Source organism: Pseudomonas sp. Marseille-Q7302 (genome assembly GCF_965111925.1).
The window spans coordinates 3,563,772-3,585,950 of record NZ_CBCOPK010000001.1; the positions used below are offsets into that span (position 1 = coordinate 3,563,772).

General features: G+C 64.9%; 18 protein-coding genes. 10 read left to right on the forward strand and 8 right to left on the reverse strand.

Annotated features, from left to right (window positions below; genetic code table 11):
• Nucleotides 1–79: 79 nt before the first annotated feature.
• From ACWPW1_RS16640 to guaB, 5 genes are all read right to left on the reverse strand, one after another.
• Nucleotides 80–700, reverse strand: coding sequence for a tyrosine-type recombinase/integrase (locus tag ACWPW1_RS16640; protein WP_454253459.1), 621 nt, complete (start codon nucleotides 698–700; stop codon nucleotides 80–82).
• A gap of 129 nt (nucleotides 701–829) precedes the next feature.
• Entirely contained in the window at nucleotides 830–2,293 is a 1,464-nt protein-coding gene (locus ACWPW1_RS16645) for a hypothetical protein (RefSeq protein WP_454253460.1), read from the reverse strand.
• 15 nt (nucleotides 2,294–2,308) lie between these two features.
• On the reverse strand, nucleotides 2,309–2,656 hold the full coding sequence (locus ACWPW1_RS16650; RefSeq protein WP_454253461.1) for a hypothetical protein: 348 nt from the start codon (nucleotides 2,654–2,656) through the stop codon (nucleotides 2,309–2,311).
• A gap of 491 nt (nucleotides 2,657–3,147) precedes the next feature.
• Nucleotides 3,148–4,725, reverse strand: a complete 1,578-nt coding sequence (gene guaA / locus ACWPW1_RS16655; RefSeq protein ID WP_454253462.1) for a glutamine-hydrolyzing GMP synthase — start codon at nucleotides 4,723–4,725, stop codon at nucleotides 3,148–3,150.
• An 87-nt stretch (nucleotides 4,726–4,812) separates the two neighbouring features.
• Nucleotides 4,813–6,282, reverse strand: coding sequence for an IMP dehydrogenase (gene guaB / locus ACWPW1_RS16660; protein ID WP_059315777.1), 1,470 nt, complete (start codon nucleotides 6,280–6,282; stop codon nucleotides 4,813–4,815).
• 164 nt (nucleotides 6,283–6,446) lie between these two features.
• Here guaB and ACWPW1_RS16665 point away from each other — a divergent pair, with 164 nt between their 5' ends.
• The 7 genes from ACWPW1_RS16665 (at nucleotide 6,447) to ACWPW1_RS16695 (ending at nucleotide 15,094) form a co-directional block, all read left to right on the forward strand.
• Complete coding sequence (locus tag ACWPW1_RS16665) at nucleotides 6,447–8,573, forward strand: TonB-dependent siderophore receptor (protein WP_454253463.1); 2,127 nt, start codon at nucleotides 6,447–6,449, stop codon at nucleotides 8,571–8,573.
• Between the two features lie 381 nt (nucleotides 8,574–8,954).
• A complete protein-coding gene (locus ACWPW1_RS16670; RefSeq protein ID WP_454253464.1) occupies nucleotides 8,955–9,899 on the forward strand; it encodes an ABC transporter substrate-binding protein in 945 nt (314 codons plus the stop codon).
• A 59-nt stretch (nucleotides 9,900–9,958) separates the two neighbouring features.
• The gene (locus tag ACWPW1_RS16675; protein WP_454253937.1) at nucleotides 9,959–10,936 is read left to right on the forward strand and encodes a FecCD family ABC transporter permease; all 978 of its coding nucleotides are present in this window, start codon (nucleotides 9,959–9,961) and stop codon (nucleotides 10,934–10,936) included.
• The gene (locus ACWPW1_RS16680) at nucleotides 10,933–11,946 is read left to right on the forward strand and encodes a FecCD family ABC transporter permease (RefSeq protein WP_454253465.1); all 1,014 of its coding nucleotides are present in this window, start codon (nucleotides 10,933–10,935) and stop codon (nucleotides 11,944–11,946) included. Before ACWPW1_RS16675 ends, ACWPW1_RS16680 begins: the two co-directional genes overlap by 4 nt.
• Nucleotides 11,928–12,734 (forward strand): ABC transporter ATP-binding protein, encoded by an 807-nt coding sequence (locus tag ACWPW1_RS16685; protein WP_454253466.1) that lies wholly within the window; start codon nucleotides 11,928–11,930, stop codon nucleotides 12,732–12,734. Before ACWPW1_RS16680 ends, ACWPW1_RS16685 begins: the two co-directional genes overlap by 19 nt.
• Before the next feature lie 147 nt (nucleotides 12,735–12,881).
• Nucleotides 12,882–13,853: a D-2-hydroxyacid dehydrogenase family protein gene (locus ACWPW1_RS16690; protein WP_454253467.1), complete on the forward strand. Its 972-nt coding sequence runs from the start codon at nucleotides 12,882–12,884 to the stop codon at nucleotides 13,851–13,853.
• Between the two features lie 269 nt (nucleotides 13,854–14,122).
• Entirely contained in the window at nucleotides 14,123–15,094 is a 972-nt protein-coding gene (locus tag ACWPW1_RS16695) for an IS110 family transposase (RefSeq protein ID WP_454252870.1), read from the forward strand.
• 229 nt (nucleotides 15,095–15,323) lie between these two features.
• Here the strand turns inward: ACWPW1_RS16695 and ACWPW1_RS16700 are convergent, their stop codons facing one another.
• From ACWPW1_RS16700 to ACWPW1_RS16710, 3 genes are all read right to left on the reverse strand, one after another.
• Nucleotides 15,324–16,211, reverse strand: coding sequence for an alpha/beta fold hydrolase (locus ACWPW1_RS16700; RefSeq protein ID WP_454253468.1), 888 nt, complete (start codon nucleotides 16,209–16,211; stop codon nucleotides 15,324–15,326).
• A 632-nt stretch (nucleotides 16,212–16,843) separates the two neighbouring features.
• Nucleotides 16,844–17,614 carry a sulfite exporter TauE/SafE family protein gene (locus ACWPW1_RS16705; RefSeq protein ID WP_313650090.1) on the reverse strand — a complete coding sequence of 257 codons (771 nt, stop codon included), beginning with the start codon at nucleotides 17,612–17,614 and terminating at the stop codon, nucleotides 16,844–16,846.
• A 101-nt stretch (nucleotides 17,615–17,715) separates the two neighbouring features.
• On the reverse strand, nucleotides 17,716–18,780 hold the full coding sequence (locus tag ACWPW1_RS16710) for an SDR family oxidoreductase (RefSeq protein WP_454253469.1): 1,065 nt from the start codon (nucleotides 18,778–18,780) through the stop codon (nucleotides 17,716–17,718).
• A gap of 165 nt (nucleotides 18,781–18,945) precedes the next feature.
• On the opposite strand from ACWPW1_RS16710, the gene ACWPW1_RS16715 reads away from it, so the two are divergent.
• The 3 genes from ACWPW1_RS16715 to ypfJ all read left to right on the forward strand — a co-directional run bounded on the left by ACWPW1_RS16715 (nucleotide 18,946) and on the right by ypfJ (nucleotide 22,161).
• Complete coding sequence (locus tag ACWPW1_RS16715; RefSeq protein WP_313650087.1) at nucleotides 18,946–19,878, forward strand: LysR substrate-binding domain-containing protein; 933 nt, start codon at nucleotides 18,946–18,948, stop codon at nucleotides 19,876–19,878.
• A gap of 236 nt (nucleotides 19,879–20,114) precedes the next feature.
• On the forward strand, nucleotides 20,115–21,182 hold the full coding sequence (locus ACWPW1_RS16720; RefSeq protein WP_454253470.1) for an NAD(P)-dependent alcohol dehydrogenase: 1,068 nt from the start codon (nucleotides 20,115–20,117) through the stop codon (nucleotides 21,180–21,182).
• A 118-nt stretch (nucleotides 21,183–21,300) separates the two neighbouring features.
• Nucleotides 21,301–22,161: a KPN_02809 family neutral zinc metallopeptidase gene (gene ypfJ / locus ACWPW1_RS16725; RefSeq protein WP_059315788.1), complete on the forward strand. Its 861-nt coding sequence runs from the start codon at nucleotides 21,301–21,303 to the stop codon at nucleotides 22,159–22,161.
• The last annotated feature ends 18 nt before the right edge of the window (nucleotides 22,162–22,179 follow it).

Genomic DNA, 22,179 nt, shown 5'->3' on the forward strand with positions numbered 1-22,179 from the left:
CTGGCCGTTTGCTGCCCTTGCCAAAGGGTAGCTACAGGTCGGATAGCGACGGCCCCGCAGCCGTCGCCAAGTCATGCGGCTAAACCTCTGTCTGCCCGGCCATCTCCAGAGCATCGTCTACCTCGATGCCAAGGTACCTGACAGTGCTTTCCAGCTTCGTATGGCCCAGTAAGAGCTGTACGGCCCTGAGGTTCTTTGTCCTGCGGTAGATCAGCGACGCCTTGGTTCGCCGCAGGATATGGGTTCCGTACAAAGCCGAATCCAAACCAATCGTTGTCACCCAGGCTTTGACGATCCGCGCGTACTGTCGGGTGGAAGTATAATCAGAGTAGGTAAGCCTACTTGGGAACAGGAAGTTTTCGCTTCGAAGCTTGGCATGGCGTATCCAAGCCTCCACTGCTGAGCGTGTCTGCTCTGTGATCTCAAACTGCACCGGACGATGAGTTTTTAGCTGCATCACGATAGCTCTCGGTGAGACGTGCTCCCCGTGGGCTATGTCCCGCTCGCGCAGCCTGGTGAGGTCACAGGCGCGCAGCTTGCTATCAATTGCCAGGTCAAAAAGCGCCAAGTCCCTGGGTTTTTCCGCAAGCTGGAGTCTGACGCGGATAGCCCAGATACCCCTAATCCGAAGCGGGGCTTTCTGACCAACAAGCTTTCCCTTGTTCCAAGGCTCGTGGCTAACGACTGCTATCGCTTTCATGGCTTTTACTCCTCAGTGAGGGAGTACAAGCATGGGCCTGACCATGGGACGGAGCTATCCGACCCCTCAGCCGGCCGCAGAGGCGGAAACGGCCAGAAGCGGGCACTGGTAGACCATAATGCGCTACCCCTATACCAGCGGACGTGCTGGAAGACCCACCACCTTGAATGCGTGGGCAACCTGCTCGGGAGAGTACTCAGACGTCATTACGCTGTCCCACTGAGCCAATGACGTCTGCTTAAAAGCACCCGTTAATTGAGAGACAAAGAAAGCTCTCACGTCCCCAACCTGACGGAAATGAAGACGTAGCCTGTCCGTAGAGGGATAAGCCCACATCTGAGTGCTCACGAGCGACGACACAAGGCGGCGTAGACTCACCATGTGCTGGCCATTAACGATGATGGTTGACCGTCGGGATATCAGCTTGGAAACTGGGGAGCGAACGTTAGGATCATCATCTGGGTATAAGCCACTGTGTAGATAGCTATAAGTCAACGCGAGCCACGCCATCGCTGTGGTGATCACCGGGAATCTCAGGAATGATCTGTTGATTTCAACATCGCCGGAGAACTCCTTAAGCAAAGCGCTCTCGGTGATCGCATTTGCTTGCTGATCAATCCGGCTAAGCATGTTTGGAGTGAGGAGGTTGTTCCTACCGTTGAGGTGCTCTGTGAGCAGCGATTTGGTAAGCGCTGCGTAGTCAAGCCCATCTTCTGTCTCGAAATCCTGGAGGAGCGAAACGATCCCATTTGGCGCTACCTTTTCCAATTCAGCTACCAAACCCTCCTGTATTGGAGCCGCGGCCTGCACTCTGCGAACATAGGCCCACTGCTCAAGGATGAAGCGGTTGAGCGCCACGTTAAGCAGGAGCCGAGAAAATAAGCTGTCCGAGGTCATTTCACTCGCTGCAACAGCGGCTCGCCAAGGGCTGGATGCTACTTTATCCGGAAGTCTTGCGAAGATCTTCTCGTGAACATGATTTATGTAATCCGGCTTGGATAGATCGGCGAGCGTTGCACCGTACGGAGGTACTGGTCTGACAGATTGTTCTGCCAGAAAAAATTTCTGCTGGAAGTGGGTCAGCACATACCACCCTCCTGACTCCTTGACGGGCGTCAGACCGCTTTCTGGTTGACCGTCCTCGAATAGAGTGAGCAGATGTGGGTACTTGTCGAAATCCTCCTGCGCTAGGCACATGCTCAGCAAATCCAGGAAGTAGTTGCGTAACGCTATTCCTCTCCTCGGGGGGGCGGATTCGTCTTCGCCGTAGTTTTCATTCAACCGAGATTTTAGTTCCGCCTCTCTCGGTCCTTTGGGCGCGATCAAATCGGCGTAAGGCAAAGCGATCTGGGTTTCACTCAGCCATTTGCGATTGTGGCTGCTCATCAAGCAGTAGAGTTTATTGAACAGCACAAGCTCGTTTTCCGTTGCCGGCACCGGTTTGTCAGGCTCCAAAGATAGGATGTCGCGAATCGCTTGTTTGACCGCAGACGGCTCAACTGCTTGCAGAGTTTCCGGCTTTGGCTTGTTGCGCTCAACGCGGATGAGCTCCTCGTCGAGCGCACACTCGATACTTCTGAATGTGCGCTTCATTTCCTACTCCTTGCGTTATGTTAGAACGGGAGCGGTGCTGGTCTGGCCTTTCAGCCGCTTGTGAGCTTCCTGAGGCACCCGTTCCCCGGCCTCAGTGCTTCGGTAGGCAGTGATGACCGCCCCTGCAACGACCATGGCCTCCGAGATGGTTGAGGCTCTGCCAGCCTCCATGTAGCCAAAGGCCATTTCAAGCAGGACGTCCTGCTCGGGTTTCTTTTTGAGCGCCTGGTGAAGGTGCCATAGCTGCTGTCCTTGCCGAACGATGAGCTTGGACTCGGCCAAGTACCCAATTTCTTCTTTTCGCATATTTTGCTCCACTCGGGTTAGTGAGTTGTCAGATGCGAGTACTTCGATCTGAACCATGTCCGGGGATCGGACGATGTCAATATCGGGCAGAGCTGAGCGAGACTAAATGGTGAATCTCCCGCGAAACTAAATTTGGATAAAAAGGGCTCTATTCTGGGCGTTACCGTCGATGGTTATGCACCGATCAGGGTGAGTTTATGCAACCACGAAAGGATAAAATGTCTGTACGAGCGGCTGCTTTTGGCCGCTAGCTGCCCTACGGCAACGGCAGCTCTGGGTCGATTCCTGCCGGTCAAGACCTACACGTGCGCTGGTCACATCCGAGGCAAATGGCTGGTCAAGTCAGATGCAACTTTCCACGTAAGCGTCTAGGCGCTTCTGTGGCGCGTTCGACGGATAATCGCCCTTTCCTTTTGGCGCTGGCCGGCCGCTAGCGATCGGTCATGAATGACGGCCAGGATTCGCCCTCATCAAAAAACCAAAAGCCCGCAATTACGCGGGCTTTTGGCTTTTTCTGCGAGACGTACCGATCTATGCCGACCGCGGGATCACTCCCACTCGATCGTCGCCGGCGGCTTGCTCGAGACGTCGTAGGTGACGCGGGAGATGCCGTCGATTTCGTTGATGATGCGGTTGGAGACCTTTTCCAGCAGCTCGTAGGGCAGATGGGCCCAGCGGGCGGTCATGAAGTCGATGGTTTCCACCGCGCGCAGAGCGACGACCCAGGCGTAGCGGCGGCCGTCGCCGACCACACCGACGGATTTCACCGGCTGGAAGACGACGAAGGCCTGGCTGACCTTGTGGTACCAGTCGGCCTTGCGCAGCTCGGCGATGAAGATGTCGTCGGCGCGACGCAGCAGGTCGGCGTATTCCTTCTTCACTTCGCCAAGGATGCGCACGCCCAGACCCGGGCCCGGGAAGGGGTGGCGGTAAACCATGTCGTAGGGCAGGCCCAGCTCCAGGCCGATCTTGCGTACCTCGTCCTTGAACAGTTCGCGCAGCGGCTCGACCAGCTTGAGGTTCATCTCCTCGGGCAGGCCGCCGACGTTGTGGTGGGACTTGATGACGTGGGCCTTGCCGGTCTTGGCGCCGGCCGACTCGATGACGTCAGGATAGATGGTGCCCTGGGCCAGGAACTTGATGTTGTCGAGCTTGCTGGCTTCGGCGTCGAAGACGTCGATGAAGGTGCGGCCGATGATCTTGCGCTTCTTCTCCGGGTCGGCTTCGCCTTCCAGGTTGGTCAGGAAGCGCTGCTCGGAGTTGGAGCGGATCACCTTGACGCCCATGTTCTCGGCGAACATGGCCATTACCTGGTCACCCTCGTGCAGGCGCAAGAGGCCGTTGTCGACGAAGACGCAGGTCAGCTGGTCGCCGATGGCCTTGTGCAGCAGGGCCGCGACCACGGAGGAGTCGACGCCGCCGGAGAGGCCCAGCAGCACGTTGGCGCTGCCGACCTGGGCGCGCACCTGGGCGATGGCGTCCTCGACGATGTTGGCCGGGGTCCAGAGGGCTTCGCAGCCGCAGATGTCCTTCAGGAAGCGCGAGAGGATGCGCCCGCCCTGCTTGGTGTGGGTCACTTCGGGGTGGAACTGCACGCCGTACCAGCCGCGCTCGTCGTCACCCATGGCGGCGATGGCGCAGCTGGGGGTGCTGGCGACGACGTGGAAGCCGTCCGGCAGCTTGCCGACCTTGTCGCCATGGCTCATCCAGACGTCCAGGCCGAGCACGCCGTCGTCGTCGAGGTGATCCTGGATGCCTTCGAGCAGGCGGCTCTTGCCGACCACGTCGACCTTGGCATAGCCGAATTCACGGATGTTGGAGCCTTCGACCTTGCCGCCGAGCTGCTCGGCCATGGTCTGCATGCCGTAGCAGATGCCGAACAGGGGTACGCCCAGGTCGAACACCGCCTTGGGCGCGCGCGGGCTGCCGGCCTCATGGACCGACTCGGGACCACCGGCCAGGATGATGCCGCGCGGAGCGAAGGCACGGATGTCGGCGTCGTCCATGTCGAAGGGGTGCAGCTCGCAATAGACGCCCAGTTCGCGCACGCGGCGGGCGATGAGCTGGGTGTACTGGGAGCCGAAGTCGAGGATGAGGATGCGGTGGGCGTGGATGTCTTGGGACATGGCCAGGTCTCGATAGCACTAGGTTCAGACGATTCGGGGCTGTCTAGACAGCCCCGAATCGCAACGATAAGAACAACAGATTAGGAATCAGCTAACGCGGTAGTTAGGCGCTTCCTTGGTGATCTGCACGTCGTGGACGTGGGATTCGGCCATGCCGGCGCCGGTGATGCGCACGAACTGCGGCTTGGTACGCATCTGCTCGACGGTGGCGCAACCGGTGTAACCCATGGACGCACGCAGGCCGCCCATCAGCTGGTGGATGATCGCCGCCAGCGGGCCCTTGTAGGGGACGCGGCCTTCGATGCCCTCGGGTACCAGCTTCTCGGCGCCGGAGGCGGAGTCCTGGAAGTAGCGGTCGCTGGAGCCCTGAGTCTGGGACATGGCGCCCAGGGAGCCCATGCCGCGGTAGGACTTGTAGGAGCGACCCTGGAACAGCTCGACCTCGCCCGGGGCCTCTTCGGTACCGGCGAACATGGAGCCCATCATCACGCAGTAGCCACCGGCGACGATGGCCTTGGACAGGTCACCGGAGAAGCGGATGCCACCGTCGGCGATCAGCGGCACGCCAGTGCCTTCGAGGGCGGCGGCGACGTTGGCGATGGCGGAGATCTGCGGCACGCCGACACCGGCGACGATGCGGGTAGTGCAGATGGAGCCCGGGCCGATGCCGACCTTGACCGCGTCGGCGCCGGCATCGGCCAGGGCCTTGGCGGCTTCGGCGGTAGCGATGTTGCCGCCGATCACCTGCACCTGCGGGTAGGTTTCCTTGACCCAGCGCACGCGCTCGATCACGCCCTTGGAGTGACCGTGGGCGGTGTCGACCACGATGACATCCACGCCGGCGGCGACCAGCGCGGCCACGCGCTCGGGAGTCTCGGAACCGGTACCGACGGCGGCACCGACGCGCAGGCTACCGGCGTCGTCCTTGCTGGCGTTGGGGTAGGCCTTGGCCTTCTCGATGTCCTTGACGGTCATCATGCCCTTGAGGGCGAAGGCTTCGTCGACGATCAGCACCTTCTCGATGCGGTGCTTGTGCAGCAGCTCGCGCACTTCCTGCTTGTCGGCGCCTTCGCGCACGGTGACCAGGCGATCCTTGGGGGTCATGACTTCGCGCACCGGTACGTCGAGACGGGTCTCGAAGCGCACGTCGCGGGAGGTGACGATACCCACCAGGTCACGGCCGGAGATCACCGGGACACCGGAGATGTTGTGCAGGCGGGTCAGGTCGAACAGATCGCGCACGCTGGCATCGGCGTCGATGGTGATGGGGTCCTTCACCACGCCGGCTTCGAAGCGCTTGACCTTGCGGACTTCCGCGGCCTGCTGCTCGACGGTCATGTTCTTATGGATGATACCGATGCCGCCTTCCTGGGCCATGGCGATGGCCAGGCGGGACTCGGTCACGGTGTCCATGGCGGCGGACACCAGGGGAATGTTCAGCTCGATGCCACGGGTCAGGCGGGTCTTGAGACTGACGTCTTTCGGCAGGACATCCGAATAGCCGGGGATGAGGAGAACATCGTCGAACGTCAGGGCTTCTTGGCTGATGCGCAGCATGGCGGGCGCTCCCGGGCGGGAAAATTTAGGAGCGCGACATTATACCTGCGCTTGGGGATGGGCAGCAACGCGCCTGACACCAACGGTCGGAGGATTCGATTTACTTGAGAATGACTATCACTTTAAAATCGCCGCCACTTTTCCCGCCCCTCCCGAGAACGCCCTTGAACACGCCGCCCAGAGCCCTTCGTCGTTTCGCTCCCTTCGCTTTCAGTACCCTGGCCCTGGCGACCAGTTCGGATCTGCTGGCGGCGGCTGACACCGCCCTCGCCCCCATGGACATCTCCGCCACGGCCAGCGAGGCCGACCAGGGCTATCGCGCGACCCGCGCCTCGACCGCGAGCAAGAGCGACGTGCCGATCAAGGAAGAGGCGCAGTCGGTGCAGACCGTGACCCCGCAACTGATCCAGGACTACGAGGTGCGGACCCTGGACGATGCCTCCAAATTCGTCAGCGGCGTGACCCAGAGCAATACCCTGGCAGGCACCAAGGACAGCTTCGTCAAGCGCGGCTTCGGTACCAACGCCGATGGCTCCATCTTGCGCGACGGGGTGCGCTCGAATCTGTCGCACAACTTCGACACCACCGCCGAGCGCGTGGAGGTCCTGAAAGGCCCCGCCTCCCTTCTCTATGGCGCCCTCGAACCCGGTGGCCTGATCAACGTGGTTAGCAAGCAGCCGCAATACCAGCAGCGCACCCGGCTCAGTGGTTCGGCCTACAGCGAGGGTGGTGGCAACCTGGGCCTGGATACCACCGGACCGATTGGCGACACCGGCCTGGCCTATCGCCTGATCGCCGAACGCCAGAGCGAGGACTATTGGCGCAACTATGGTGTCAGCCAGCATAGCCTGGTGGCGCCGTCGCTGTCCTGGACCGGCGAGCGCGCCAGCCTGACCCTGGCCTATTCCTACAATGACTACTCCGGCCCGGTGGATCGCGGCACGGTATTCGTCAACGGGCATCCGGCCAACGTCGACTACAACAAGCGGCTGGACGAGAAATGGGCCAAGGGCGATGGCATCACCGAGACCGCCAGTGCGCGCTTCGAGTACCAGCTCAGCGACGACTGGAAGACCCGGCTGATCTACGCCTGGAACAACGACAGGTACAGCCTGAACTTCGCCCAGCCCATCTCCCTGGCCGCCAATGGCAACCTGCTGCGCGCCGGCAACGGCGCCGACTACGACTACGAGACCCAGTACAGCAGTTGGGACTTCATCGGCAGCCAGGACGTGTTCGGCCAGCGCCACGAGCTGCTCGTCGGCATCGATCACGAAGAAAGTAGCCAGTACCGCGGCAAGACCTATCGCAACAACACGGCGTCCCGGCGCAACATCAATATCTTCGCGCCGGTGTACGGCAACCTGGCGGCGCCCAGCCAGCTCAGCGCCGCCCAAAGCGATCAGGACAGCGATCTGGACTCGACTTCCCTGTACTTCAAGGACAACTGGCACCTGAACGACCGCTGGATCCTGGTGCTGGGCGGCCGCTATCAGCAATTCGACCAGTATGCCGCCCAGGGCCTGGGCAACGCCCATGTGGTCAACCTGGACAAGCGCGATCATGCCCTCGTGCCGCTGGCCGGCCTGGTGTTCAAGGCGACCGATGAGCTGTCGCTGTATGGCAACTACAGCCGTTCCTTCGTCCCCAACACCACGGTGGACGACCGCGGTACCACCTTCGAGCCCGAAGAGGGCCGCAGCGTGGAGGTGGGCGCCAAGTACGACCTGACGCCGGACCTGAACCTCAATGTCGCGCTTTACGACATCGAGAAGAAGAACGTGGTGACCACCCGCACCGTGGGAGGCCTGAGTATCAGCGAGGCCGCCGGCAAAGTGGGTTCGCGCGGGGTGGAAGTGGATCTTACCGGTCGCCTGGCCGAGCGCTGGGACATGATCGCCACCTATGCCTACGATCACACCGAGGTGCTCGACGATCCCAGCAACGAGGGCAATCGCCTGCCCCAGGCGCCCAAGCACAGCGGCAGCCTCTACCTGACCCACCACCTGCAGGTGCCGTCCAACCTGGGTGGCTGGCACCTCGGTGGCGGTGCCCGCTACGTCGGCGAACGGGCCGGCGATGCGGCCAACAGTTTCTACCTGAGCAGCTACACCGTGGCCGACGCCTTCCTGCGCTGGGACCTGCCGGTGACCGGCTACCAGGCGCGGCTGCAGCTGAACGTCGACAACCTGTTCGACAAAGAGTACTACCCGTCGAGCGCCAACAGCCCGCTGCAGGTGGCGGTGGGTGAGCCGCGAACAGCGCGGTTAAGTGCCACGGTGAGTTTCTGATCGGCCGTTCCCTCACCCCAGCCCTCTCCCAGGGGGAGAGGGGGCGACAAGGCGTAAAGCAGGAGCACTGCCCCTAGGGTGGCTGAGGGCGCAGCCCCAGCCACTGATCGCCACGTGCAATCCCGTGGAAAACGCTTCGCGGTTTTCCACGCTACGAACAGGGATGCATCGCCTGTAGGAGCGGCCCATGGCCGCGATCCGCTAGAAGCCTACCGTCACCCCAACCCTCTTCCATGTAGAGAGGGGCGGAGGGTGGCCGGTCGGAGCGGCCTGGCTTCCGTAGCGAGTGCCAGCCCCAAGGTGATGCTCTATCCTAGCCGCCCCGTCACGGGGCCTTGGCCCGCCTGGCGGGCCTCTTTCGGTCTTCAGCCAGTCCCCGTCATGCTCGATCGTCGCGCCTTTCTCCAGCTTGCCACCGGTACCGCCCTGCTTGCCGGCCTGCCCAGTCGGGTGTTCGCGCGTGCGGCGGTCGCCGATGGCGAGTTTCCACGACGGGTAGAGCATGTGGTGGGTAGCACCACCCTCCTCCGCGCCCCCCAGCGGGTGGCGGTGATTTCCACCGGCCAGCTGGACGCCGCCCTGAGCCTGGGCGTGATCCCGGCCGGCACCACCCGGGTGGACAATCGCGACCTGGCGCCGGGCTATCTGCGCACCGCCTTTGCCAGCCGCGCCAACGAGCTGGAGGCCATGGTCGATCTGGGCAGTCGCCAGGCGCCGGACCTGGAGGCCCTGGCACGACTGGCGCCGGATCTGATCGTGCTCAATCGCACCGTGCTCAAGGCCGGCGGCCTGGAGCTGTTCTCGCGGATCGCCCCCACGGTGGTGGCGCGCGGCACCGGTGGCAACTGGCGGCCGGACTTCCTCTTGCTGGCCGATGCCCTGGGGCGGCGGCAACAAGCGGAGCGCCTGTTGGCGGACCTGGACCGGGATCTCGCCGGCATGACGCAGCGCCTGGGTACACAGCCGCCCTCCGCCTCCCTGCTGTTTTCCAGCGGCGCCCGGCTGCGCCTGATGGGGGCGGACTCCTTCGCCGGTGGGCTGCTGCAGGCCATGGGCGTGACGCGCCCGGCGGCCCAGCGCTTCAAGGGCACCTCGCGGGATGTCAGCGCCGAGTTGCTGGATCTGGCCGACGCCGACTGGCTGTTCTATGCCGAACAGGGCACCGCCCTGGCCAGCCTGGCGCGGCAGCCGCTGTGGCCCCGGCTGGAAGCGGTGCGCGAGGCCAGGGCCATTCGCGTGGATACCGACGCCTTCTACCTCAATGCCGGCCCCCTGGCCGCACGCCAGGTGGTAACGACGGTCGCTACCGCCCTGGGGGTGGCATGACCCGGCCGGCCCGCGCCAAGCCCGTTACCCAGGGTGCCTCCTCTGCCCGAGGCGCCCTGGTGCTGCTCCTGCTGCTGATCGTCCTGGCGGTGGCGGTGGTGGCGAGCCTGGGCATAGGCGCCCGGCCGCTGTCGGCGGCGCACCTCCTGCACCTGCTCGTCGCGCCCGATGATTCCAGCGATGCCGTGGTGCTCTGGGAACTGCGGCTGCCGCGCACCCTGCTCGGGCTGCTGGTGGGCGCCGCCTTAGGCCTGGCCGGTGCCCTGATGCAGGCGCTGACGCGCAATCCCCTGGCCGATCCCGGGCTGTTGGGCATCAACGCCGGGGCGGCCTTCGCGGTGGTGGCCGGGCTGTCGCTGGTGGGGCTGGACGATGCCCCGACGCGCCTGGCCTGTGCCCTGCTGGGGGCGGCCCTGGCCGCTGGCCTGGTCTATCTGCTCGGCGGCAGCGCGCCGGCTCGCGGCCAGCCGCTGCGGCTGATCCTCGCCGGCATCGCCCTGAGCGCCAGCCTCAATGCCTGCACCGGCATCATCACGCTGTTCGACAGCGCGGTATTCGACAGCTATCGCTTCTGGGCGGTAGGCGCCCTGAGCGGCCAGACACCGGGCGGTGCCCTCACTATCCTGCCCTTGCTGCTGATCGGCCTGCTGCTGGGCCTGCCCCTGGGCGGCCGCCTCAATGCCCTGGCCCTGGGCGACGACCTGGGTCGCGCCCTCGGCGCCCGGCCGGGGCAGCTACGCCTGCTGGCCTTCGTCGCCATCGTGCTGCTGTGCGGTGCGGCCACCGCGGTGGCCGGCCCCATCGGCTTCCTGGGGCTGGTGGTGCCCCACGCCCTGCGCCTGCTGGTGGGCGCCGACTGGCGCTGGATCCTGGCGCTGGCGCCCCTGGCCGGTGCCAACCTGCTGTTGCTGGCCGATACCCTGGGCCGCCGCGTGGCCCTGCCGGGCGAACTGGAGGCCGGAATCGTCTGTGCCCTGCTCGGCACCCCAGTGCTGCTCGCCTTGATCATCCGCTCCGCCCGCCGGGTGCGCCCTTGAGTCGCCATCGTTTCGCGCCACGGCGCTCGGCGCGTTTCAAGGCCTGCCTGTTGCTGCTCATGCTGGCAGCCATTGGTATCTGCACCCTGACCCTCAGCGGCGGCGCCTTCGCCCCGACGCCGCACCGGGTGGTCGCCACCCTCATGGGCCAGGGTGATGCCCTGGCCCGCCTGATCCTGCTGGACCTGCGCCTGCCACGGCTGCTGGCGGCCTTTGGCGTCGGCGCGGCCCTGGGCGCCAGTGGCGCCATCTTTCAGCGGCTGGCGCGCAATCCCCTGGCCAGTCCGGACCTGGTGGGCTTTACCGTCGGCTCGGCCAGCGGCGCCCTCATCACCCTGCTCTGGCTGCAACTGGGCGGCGCGGCATTGATGCTGGGCGCCCTCACCGGCGGTCTCATGGCGGCGGTGCTGGTGGCCGGGCTCGCCGGTCTGGCCGGCATCCGTGGCGAGCGGATGATCCTGCTCGGTATCGCCGTCAGCGCCCTGCTCGCCTCGCTCAACGAATACCTGCTGACCCGCGCCGAGCTGGACGAAGCCCAGGAAGCCCGGCTCTGGCTGTTCGGCAGCCTGGACATGATGACCTGGAGCCGCACCCTGACCCTGCTCGCCGGCTGCCTGTTGCTGCTGCCGCCGGCCGCCTGGCTGGCGCGCCGGCTGCGCCTGCTGGAGCTGGGCGACGACCTGGCCCGGGCCCTGGGCCTGGCCGTACTGCCCAGCCAGAATCTGCTGCTGGCCGTCGCGGTGGGCCTGGCCGCCCTGGCCATCGCCACCGCGGGCCCCATCGGCTTCGTCGCCCTGGCGGCGCCCCAACTGGCCCGGCGCCTGACCCGCAGCGCCGATCTCGGCATTTTCGCCCCCGCCCTGCTCGGGGCCTGCCTCACGGCGCTCGCCGACCTGCTGGCCCAGCGGCTGCTGGCACCCTTCCAGATTCCGGTCGGGCTGCTCACCGGCGCCCTGGGCGGCCTCTATCTGATCTTCTTGCTGAGCCGCGAATGGCGGCGGACCTCATGAGCCAAGACGCTTCTCCCAGCCGCCTCGCCGCCCAGGGTCTCACCGTGGGCTATGGCGGCCAGCCGATCTGCGCCGATCTCGACGTGCGGCTGCCCGATGGCCGTTTCACCGTCATCATCGGCCCCAACGGCTGCGGCAAGTCGACCCTGCTGCGCAGCCTGGCGCGCCTGATCCGCCCCAGCGCCGGCGAGGTGCGCCTGGACGGCCGGCTGATCCAGGACCTGCCCACCCGCGAGGTGGCGCGGCGCATCGGCCTGCTGCCGCAGAGCGCCGTGGCCCCGGACGACATCCTGGTCAGCGACCTGGTGGCCCGCGGGCGCCATCCCCATCGCCAGGCCTTCGCCGGCTGGACGGATGCCGACGAGGCGGCGGTGCAGCACGCCCTGGAAGCCACCAATACCCTGGAACTGGCAGAGCGCGCGGTGGACAGCCTTTCCGGCGGCCAGCGCCAACGGGTATGGATCGCCCTGGCCTTGGCCCAGGAGACGCCGCTGCTGCTGCTCGACGAGCCCACGACCTTCCTAGACATCGCCCACCAGGTGGAGCTGATGGAGTTGCTCTGCCGCCTCAATCGCGCGGGTGGCCGCACCCTGGTGGCGGTGCTGCACGACCTCAACCAGGCCTGTCGCTACGCCGACCACATCATCGCCCTGCGCGCCGGGCGGATTCTCGCCGAGGGCCCGCCGGTGGAGATCGTCACCCCCGAGCTGATCGAGGCGCTGTACGGCCTCAAGTGCGCGGTGATCGAGAATCCCCTGGCGGGTACGCCGCTGGTTATTCCTTATTAAAAACAGGTCCCGGAAAACGCTGCGCGGTTTTCCAGGCTACCGGTAGGGTGGACAACGGCGCAGCCTTGTCCACCGTCGCGCTACCCATCTTGTCGGACGACCTTGCAGGTGCTCCACTGGCGGTCCAGAACAACAACGGAGCCCGCCATGCATATCGTCATCCCCGACGACTACCAGCACGTCGTCGAAACCCTGGATTGCTACCCCCTGCTCCAGCGCGCCGGGCATCAGGTGACGCTCTACCACGACGCCGAACGAGATCCCAAGGTGCTGGTGGAGCGCTTCCGTGACGCCGATGCCCTGGTGCTGACCCGCGAGCGCACCCGCGTCGACGCCGAGCTGCTGGCGCACCTGCCGCGGCTCAAGCTGATCAGCCAGACCGGCAAGGCCACTGCCCACCTCGACGTGGCCGCCTGCACTCGCCAGGGCGTGGCGGTGTGCGAAGGCAGTGGCTCGCCGGTCTCCACCGCCGAGCTGACCTGGACGCTGATCCTCATGGCCCGCCGCAAGCTCAAGCCGGCCATCGACGCCCTCTATGCCGGGCGCTGGCAGGTCAACCTGGGCGAGCGGCTGGATGGGCAGATCCTCGGCATCTGGGGCTACGGCAGGATCGGCCAGCGCCTGGCGCGCTACGGCCAGGCCTTCGGCATGCCGGTGCTGGTCTGGGGCAGCGAGGCCTCGCGCGCCCGCGCCGAAGCCGACGGCCATCGCGCAGCGACCAGCCAGGAGTCTTTCTTCGCCGAGGCCGATGTCATCAGCCTGCACCTCAGATACAGCGAGCGCAGCCGCGGCTGCGTGCGCGCCGAGGACCTGGCACGGATGAAGAAGACTGCCCTGCTGGTCAACACCGCCCGCGCCGGCCTGATCGAGCCCGGCGTCCTGCTCACCGCGCTGGAGCGAGGGCATCCCGGCCAAGCGGCGCTGGATGTCTTCGAGCAGGAACCCGTGGCGCCGGACGATCCCCTGCTCGCCCATCCCCAGGTGCTCTGCACGCCGCACCTGGGCTATGTGGAAAAGCACAGCTACGAACTCTATTTCGGCGAAGCCTTCGCCAATCTGGTGGGCTTCTTCGCCGGCGAACCGACTGGCCTGGCGAATCCGGAGGTGTTGGGACGGTAGGGCCGGGTGCGCGTGGATAAGGCTGCGCCGTTATCCACCCTTGTATCTCGACTACGGCCCCTTTGCGAGGTCATAGTCCCCGACTGATCATCGGGGGAGGATGGCAAGCCGTATCCACCCTTAAGCCTTTGAGCTTGCAACGTAGATTGGGCTGCCTCCTCCACACTCATCCATTAAGTCCGAACGGTATCTGGAGCCACAAGAGCTCGTATTACGCAAGGTTGGACAGGATGACGTGATCATCAAGACACCTTCGTGGAGGAGATCTCATGGCAGTGGTAGTGGGCATCGATATCGCCAAGCGCACCTTTGATCTGGCGATGCTGCAACCCAACGGCAAGTATCGAACCAAGGGCAAACTGGCTAACGACAAGGCAGGCTTCGCGGTCTTTGCCGACTGGCTGCAGCGGCATGCCGAACCGGACGCCTGGATCGTGATGGAGGCGACCGGCATCTACCACGAAGCCCTTGCCGAGCACTTTCATGCCTTGGGCTATCGGATCGCCATACTCAACCCTGCGCAGGTTGCCCGCTATGCACAAAGTCAGCTGCAGCGCAGCAAGACAGACAAGCTCGATGCCAAGCTGATTGCCACCTATGGCCAGCTGCATCTGGATCGACTACGGGCCTGGCAACCTGAGCCTCTGCCCTTGCGCCAACTCCGCGCGCTGACCCGACGCTTGGAAGATCTTCGATCGCTGCGGCAGATGGAGCTCAACCGACTCGAGGTCAGCCCGGAAAACGTCCAGGACTCGATCCGAGCAGTCCTGCAGCGGCTCGATGAACAGATTGCCTGGACGCTAGAGCAGATCAAACGGCACATCGACGATGATCCGGACCTGCGCGGCAAACGTGATCTGCTGGTGAGCATAGACGGCATCGCCGACAAGACCGCAGCCCTGATCCTAGCTGAGCTGGGCGATATCGGTCGCTTCACTCATGCCCGCGCCGTCACTGCCTTTGCGGGTCTGGATCCACGCTTGCAGGAGTCTGGCACCTATCGTGGCCGTACCTGTATCTCGCGTACGGGATCAGCCCGCTTGCGCACCGCGCTGTACCTGCCTGCCGTCGTGGCGTTGACCCATAACCCCGCGATCAAGGCGCAAGCCGAGCGCCTGAAAGCCAAGGGCAAAAAAGGGAAACAAACCGTCTGCGCCGCCATGCGCAAGCTGCTGAGCATCGCCTATGGCGTGCTCAAATCGGGCAAGCCTTTCGATCCTGCATTGGCAATTGCACACTGAGGTGGAAGACGGTATCTACGCTCGAATCTCCGTAAGGTGGAAAACCGCGCGGCGTTTTCCACGGCTCTGGCTTTACCGCACCTGTTGGGCTTCGACGATGGAGCCTTCTCAGCCCAACCTACGAATTGGGTGCCTTTCAGCGTAGGTTGGCGTTGAGCGCAGCGAAGCCCAACAGTCCACGGCGCGGTCTGGCGTTGGGCTTCGACGATGGAGCCGTCTCAGCGCCAACCTACGGCAGCTGCTCCCTTACCGCGGCGGCGAAGGCAGCGGGCGCTTCCTGGGGAATGTTGTGGCCGCACCCGGGCACCACCTCGTAGCGGAAAGGCCCATGGAAATGCCGGGCTACAACGGCTTCGCCCTGTACCTTCGTCACGCCGTCGTCGGCGCCGGCCAATACCGTGGTGGGCACGCTGATGGGCGGCTGCATGGCGAGCCGGCGCTCGGTCTCGGCATAGGCCGGATCATCCAGCGCGAGGCCGTAGCGGTGGCGATAGGAGTGGATCACGGTGTCGACGAAATCGGGATTGTCGAAGGCCGCGGCGGTAAGCGCGTAGGTGGCATCACTGAAGTGCCAACTGGGCGACCACAGTGACCAGAGCAATCGACAGAAGTCGCGGCGATGGGCCGCCAGGCCTGCGCGGCCCCGCTCACCGTGGAAGTAGTACTGGTACCAATAACGCAATTCCGCCTCCGGGGCGCCAGGCTGCGTAGCGGCGGTGGCGATGTCCTGGATCGGATAGCCGTCGCCCAGTACCAGCCCCGCGACCCGCTCCGGCCAGAGCGCGGCCACGATGCCGGCGGCGCGACCGCCCCAGTCATAGCCAGCCAGGGTCGCCCGCTCAAGACCCAGGGCATCGAGCAGCGCCAGGACGTCGTGGGCCAGGGCGGCCTGCTGGCCGGAGCGCGGGGTGTCGGCGCTTAGATAGCGCGTTGCGCCATAGCCACGTAGGTAGGGCACATAGACCCGGCAGTCCTCGGCAGCCAGTTCGTCGGCCACCTCATCGTAGGCATGGATGTCGTAGGGAAAGCCGTGCAGCAGCAGGACCGGCGGGCCATTTTCCGGTCCTTGGACCTGATAGGTCACGTCCAATACGCCTGCCTGGATGGAGGTGAGCATGGGAGTTCTCCGCAAAGGGGCTCTAGAGCGGAGACTTAGGTGGGCTTGGGAGTTCCCGACGTCGAGGCGTCGGGGAAAACGCCAGGCGGTTTTCCATCCTATGGCGATCCAAGAGCATCGCGGCCATGGGCCGCTCCTACAGGAGTATCCGCTTCCCGTAGGAGCGGTCGCTACGACGCACCGGCATGGCCGCGATCAGCGACGTAGGTTGGCGCTGAGCGCAGCGAAGCCCAACATTCCACGGTGCGGCCTGGCGCTGGGCTTCGACGATGAAGCTGTCTCAACCCAACCTACGGATCTTCCGCCCCAGGATGACCTGACTACCCCGCCAGATACCGTCCGATCAGGGTCGCCAGCGACGTAGGTTGGCGCTGAGCGCAGCGAAGCCCAACATTCCACGGTGCGGCCCCGCTGGGCTTCGACAATGGAGCGGTCTCAACCCAACCTACGGGTCCTCCACCCAGGATGACCTGACTACCCCGCCAGATACCGTCCGATCAGGATCGCCAGCGACGTAGGTTGGCGCTGAGCGCAGCGAAGCCCAACATTCCACGGCGCGGCCTGGCGCTTGGCTTCGACGATGAAGCTGTCTCAACCCCAACCTACGGATCTTCCGCCCCGGGATGACCTGACTACCCCGCCAGATACCGTCCGATCAGGGTCACGCCGGAGACCAGCACCAGCCAGGTCACCAACCGGGTGAAGCGTTCGCGGGACAGGCGCCGTTGCAGGTGGCGACCGATCCAGCCGCCGAGCAACATGGCCGGTAGCAGGCAGACGGCGAGCAGCAGCAGGCTGCCGTCGCTGTAGGCGCCGGCGATCAGCAGCAGGACGATACGGATGGAGGCGCTGCAGCCGATGAGGAAGCTCTGGGTGCCGCGGATGGCGTTCTTGTCTTCCAGGCGGCCGTTGAGATAGAGCGCATAGAGAAACCCGCCACTGCCGAACAGGGCGCCGCAGAGGCCTCCGACGCCACCTGCGGGGATCGACCAGGCCGGCGCCAGCTGGCGAAAACCCTTGGGTGTGAGCAGGCTGTAGGTGGAATAGGCGACCACGAAGAGCCCCAGCCAGAGCATCAGCAGCCGGGCATCGGTGCGCATCAGCAGGTAGGTGCCCAGGGCGGCGCCGAGCAGCAGCATGGGCAGCAATCGCCTGAGTTCGCGCCCGGCAATGGCGCGGCGATCCGGCAGCCAGTTATGAAAGGAGGCGAGGAAATCCAGCATCACCAGCAGCGGCACGATGCGCGACAGCGGCATCCAGCTGGTGAGCAAGGGACCTGCGACCAGGGCGCTGCCGAAACCGGCCACGCCAAAGATCAGGTAGGCGAGGACCACGATGGCTTCGATGAACAGCCAATCGAGCGGACTGAAGGCGGGAATCAGGGCAGCGAGGGTTTCGAGCATGGGGCGCATCCTGCGACAGGAAATCGCATTCTGCGCCCGCGGAACGGCCCGTGAAAACCGCCGGCTGCCCGCGTTCACGGGAACCGGCGATCCAGAGCGACTCAGGGAATCAGGCGCTGGGCTCTGAGGCGGGTGAAGAGGTCGAGAAAGCTCGCCCGGGTGTCGCGATAGCCGAAGAAGCCCAGGTCACGGCTCTTGGTCATGTCGTTGAGGCATTCGATCTCGCGACCCAGGTCGGCGTCGCTGTGCCACCAGGAAGCGAGCTTGTCGACATCGGCTTCCACCAGGTCGTGCTCCTCGGCCAGCTTGCGCCACTGCGCCGGGGCCGTGTCCTTCATCCGCGCTTCCAGCGGCATGGGCTGCTCGGGATAGGGTGCCGGCTCCAGGTCGAAGAAGGCGGCGATCTCGCTCCACAGCCAGCGCCAGCGGAAGACATCGCCATTGACGGTGTTGAACGCCTGGTTGCGCGCGGCCGGTGCCAGGGCCGCCCACTCCAGCTGCTCGGCGAGCAGGCCGGCGTCGGTGACGTCGGTCAGGCTGTCCCACTGGGTACGGGAGCCGGGAAAGACGAAGGGCTGGCCGGTGGCCTTGCACAGGGAGGCATAGACCGCCAGGGTCAGGCCCATGTTCATGGCGTTGGTGCCCTTGGCCTGGCCGATCATGCTGTGGGAGCGGTGCACGCTCCAGCCGAAGCCATGCTGCTCGGCGGCGGCGAAGAGAATGTCTTCCAGGGTGTAGTAAAAGTTGGCGCCGGGCTGGCGCGGTTCGCTCTCGCGGAAGGGCGTCTCGGCCTTGCCACTGCCGTATTCCTCGAAGGAACCCAGGTAGTGCTTGGTGCCGGTGACCAGCGCCAGGTGCTGCAGCGGCGCGCCGGCCAGGGCCTGGCAGAGGTTGTTCATCATGGCGCCATTGGCCTCGACGTTTTCCTTCTCGGTGTCACGGCGGGTCCAGGTGCAGAAGAACACGTGGCTGATCGGCAGGCCGGCCAGGGCCTGGCGGGTGGACTCGGCATCCAGCAGGTCGGCGGCGACCGGGATGACGCCTTCCTGGGCCACGGGTTTACGGGCCAGGCCATAGACGGTCCAGCCCGAAGCCACCAGGGTGTGGGCCAGGTTGTAGCCGGAAATGCCGGTAACGCCAACGATAAGAGCAGTGCCCTTGCGCATGAAACCTCCAATAGGGTTGAGAGAGAGCCTGCGGCAGTCGCAGGCGCTGTAGATAAGGGAGTGCCTTGTCTCAGGGTTGATTCCAGCCTATTGGAGAATTAACGGCGTATCCTGGGTATAAATTCCTCTTTCACCGGAATCAGATTCCGCAATAAGGAACTGCCCTTGTATTCTTCCGAACGTCTTAAGGGTCTCGACGTCTTTGTCACCGTGGCCGATCTCGGCAGCTTCACCGCAGCCGGCGAGCGCCTCAATCTCACCGGCTCGGCCGTCGGCAAGAGCGTGGCGCGACTGGAAAGCCGGCTGGGCGTGCGGCTGTTCCAGCGCACCACCCGCCGCCTGAGCCTGACCGAGGCCGGCGCCAGTTTCTATCGCACCTGTACCGGGGTGCTGGCCGAGCTGGAACAGGCCGAGCTAGGGCTGACCGCCCAGGAGGGCGAGCCCCATGGCCGGGTGCGCATCGACCTGCCCGCTTCCTATGGCCGCCTGCACGTACTGCCGCTGATCCTGGAACTGCTGCACCGCTATCCCCTGCTGCAACCGGATCTGTCCTTCGCCGATCGCTTCGTCGATCCGGTGCACGAGGGCATCGACATCCTGGTGCGCATCGGCGGCTCCGATGCCTGGCCGGCCAGCCTGGGGCATCGCTTCCTCGGTACCCAGCGCCAGGTCTTTTGCGCCGCTCCGGCCTATCTTGCCCAGCATGGCCGACCCCAGACCCCGACCGACCTGGTCGATCACCAGTGCATCGGCTTTCGCCAGGCCGACGGCCTGGTCAGCCCCTGGCAGCTGCGCGGCGAGCAGCCGGGCGATAGCGAACGCTGGGTGTTCCAGCCGCGGCTGGTAGTGGGCGATGGCGAAGGCGAGGTGCTGGCGGCGCTGGCTGGCCATGGCATCGCCCAGCTGCCGACCTGGCTGATCGCCGAGCACCTGGCCACTGGCGCCCTGGTCGATGTGCTGCCCGAGCATGCCGTCGACGGCTCGCCGATCAACCTGGTATGGCCGCGCAGTCGCGAGACCCTACCCCGGGTCCGGCTGCTGCTCGACCACCTGGCCACGCGCCTGTTGCCTACCGTGGCGCCGCGGATGTCCCGCTAGGCACGACCGGTCGACGGCTGCGTCGCACCAGGCCGTGCGCCACGGGAACATCGTCCCAGACACCCCGGTCGTAAAACGTCGTACCCCTGCCTGACCCGAGTTCCATCGATGGGCAGCATGACGATTATCGAGACGATCGATTGGCGCCGCCGTGCCTGGCTGCGCAGGATCGATGGTTTGCTAGCTGGCCAGGCCCGCCTGGCCGCCCCCGTTCCACCATCTAGATGAGGTATCTCATGAGCCAAGCCCAAGGCTACGCTGCCCAGTCCGCCGACCAGCCCCTGGCGCCCTACTCCTTCGAGCGCCGCGAGCCGGGTGCCCACGACGTGCAGATCGACATCCTCTTCTGCGGCGTCTGCCATTCCGACCTGCACACCGCACGCAACGAGTGGAACAACACCCTCTTCCCGTCCGTGCCCGGCCACGAGATCGTCGGCACCGTTACCGCGGTCGGTGCCCACGTGAAGAACTTCAAGGTCGGCGACAGCGTCGGCGTCGGCTGCATGGTCGACAGCTGCCAGCACTGCGCGCCCTGTGATGCCGGCGAAGAGTCCTATTGCGAGAACGGCTTCACCGGCACCTACAACGGCAACCTCTACGGTGGCAGCGAAAACACCCAGGGCGGCTACTCCGACCACATCGTGGTCAACGAGAAGTTCGTGCTCAAGGTGAGCCACACCGGGAACCTGGCCGCCGTGGCACCGCTGCTGTGCGCCGGCATCACCACCTACTCGCCGCTGGCCCATTGGAAGGTCGGTCCGGGCAAGAAGGTCGGCATCGTCGGTCTGGGTGGCCTGGGCCATATGGGCGTGAAGATCGCCCACGCCATGGGTGCCCATGTGGTGCTCTTCACCACCAGCGCCAACAAGAAGGACGACGCCTTGCGTCTGGGCGCCGACGAGGTGGTGGTCTCGAAGAACGAAGACGAGATGGCCGCTCATGCCAACAGCTTCGACTTCATCCTCAACACCGTGGCCGCGCCGCACAACCTGGACGCCTTCCTCACCCTGCTCAAGTGGGACGGCACCATGACCCTGGTCGGCGTACCCGCCGAGCCGCACCCGGCGCCCAGCGTGTTCAACCTGGTGATGAAGCGTCGTCAGCTGGCCGGTTCGCTCATCGGTGGCATCCGCGAGACCCAGGAGATGCTGGATTTCTGCGCCAAGCACGGCATCGTCTCGGACATCGAGCAGATCGCCATCCAGGACATCAACGAAGCCTATGAGCGCATGCTCAAGAGCGATGTGAAGTACCGCTTCGTGATCGACATGCAAAGCCTCAAGCAGGGCCAGACCGCGGCCTGATCCCGCGCTCCGTTCCGCCGACAACGCCCGCGCCCGTCGCGGGCGTTGTCATTTCCGGTAACGCATTTTTGGCGCGCCCTGCGGTCCTAGCGATGACGACAATAACGAGGCGGCCGCCATGCAGTGGGACAAGGGACAACGTAGCGACAATGTAGAACAGGCCAGCGGTGGACGCGGCATGAAGATCGGTGGCGGCCTGGGCCTGGGCGGCGTGGCCCTGGTGGTGGTGTTCGGCCTGCTCAGCGGCCAGAGCCCGACCCAGATCCTCGGCAACCTGATCAGCCTCAGCGGCCAGAGCGCGCCGAGCCAGCAGCAGACCACCGCCCCGGCCGACAATCGCCAGGTGGACTTCGTCCGCGTGGTGCTGGGCGAGACCGAAAACACCTGGACGCGCATCTTCCAGGCCCATGGCGAGCAGTATCAGCCGCCCAAGCTGGTGCTGTTCAACGGCCAGGTGCAATCCGGTTGCGGTGGCGCCACGGCGGCCAGCGGTCCCTTCTATTGCCCGGCGGACAGCAAGGTCTACCTGGACCTCACCTTCTTCCAGGAACTGCAGCAGCGCTTCGGCGCCGATGGCGACTTCGCCCGTGCCTATGTCATTGCCCACGAGGTCGGGCACCACGTGCAGAACCTCACCGGCACCACCAGCAAGATGGAAGCGGCCCGTCGCCGTGGCATCCCCACCGAAGGTGCCACCGGGTTATCGGTGCGGCTGGAACTGCAAGCCGACTGCTATGCCGGGGTCTGGGCCAACGATGCCCAGAAGCGGCTGAACTGGTTGGAGCCAGGTGACCTGGAAAAGGCCCTGAACGCCGCCAACGCCATTGGCGACGACCGCCTGCAACGCCAGTCCCAGGGTCGCGTGGTGCCGGACTCCTTTACCCATGGCAGCTCGGCGCAGCGGGTCAAGTGGTTCCGCGCGGGCTTCGACAGTGGCAAGGTGGAGAGCTGCGACACCTTCGCCGCCAAGGCGCTCTGATCCCCCGGGAGATCCTCG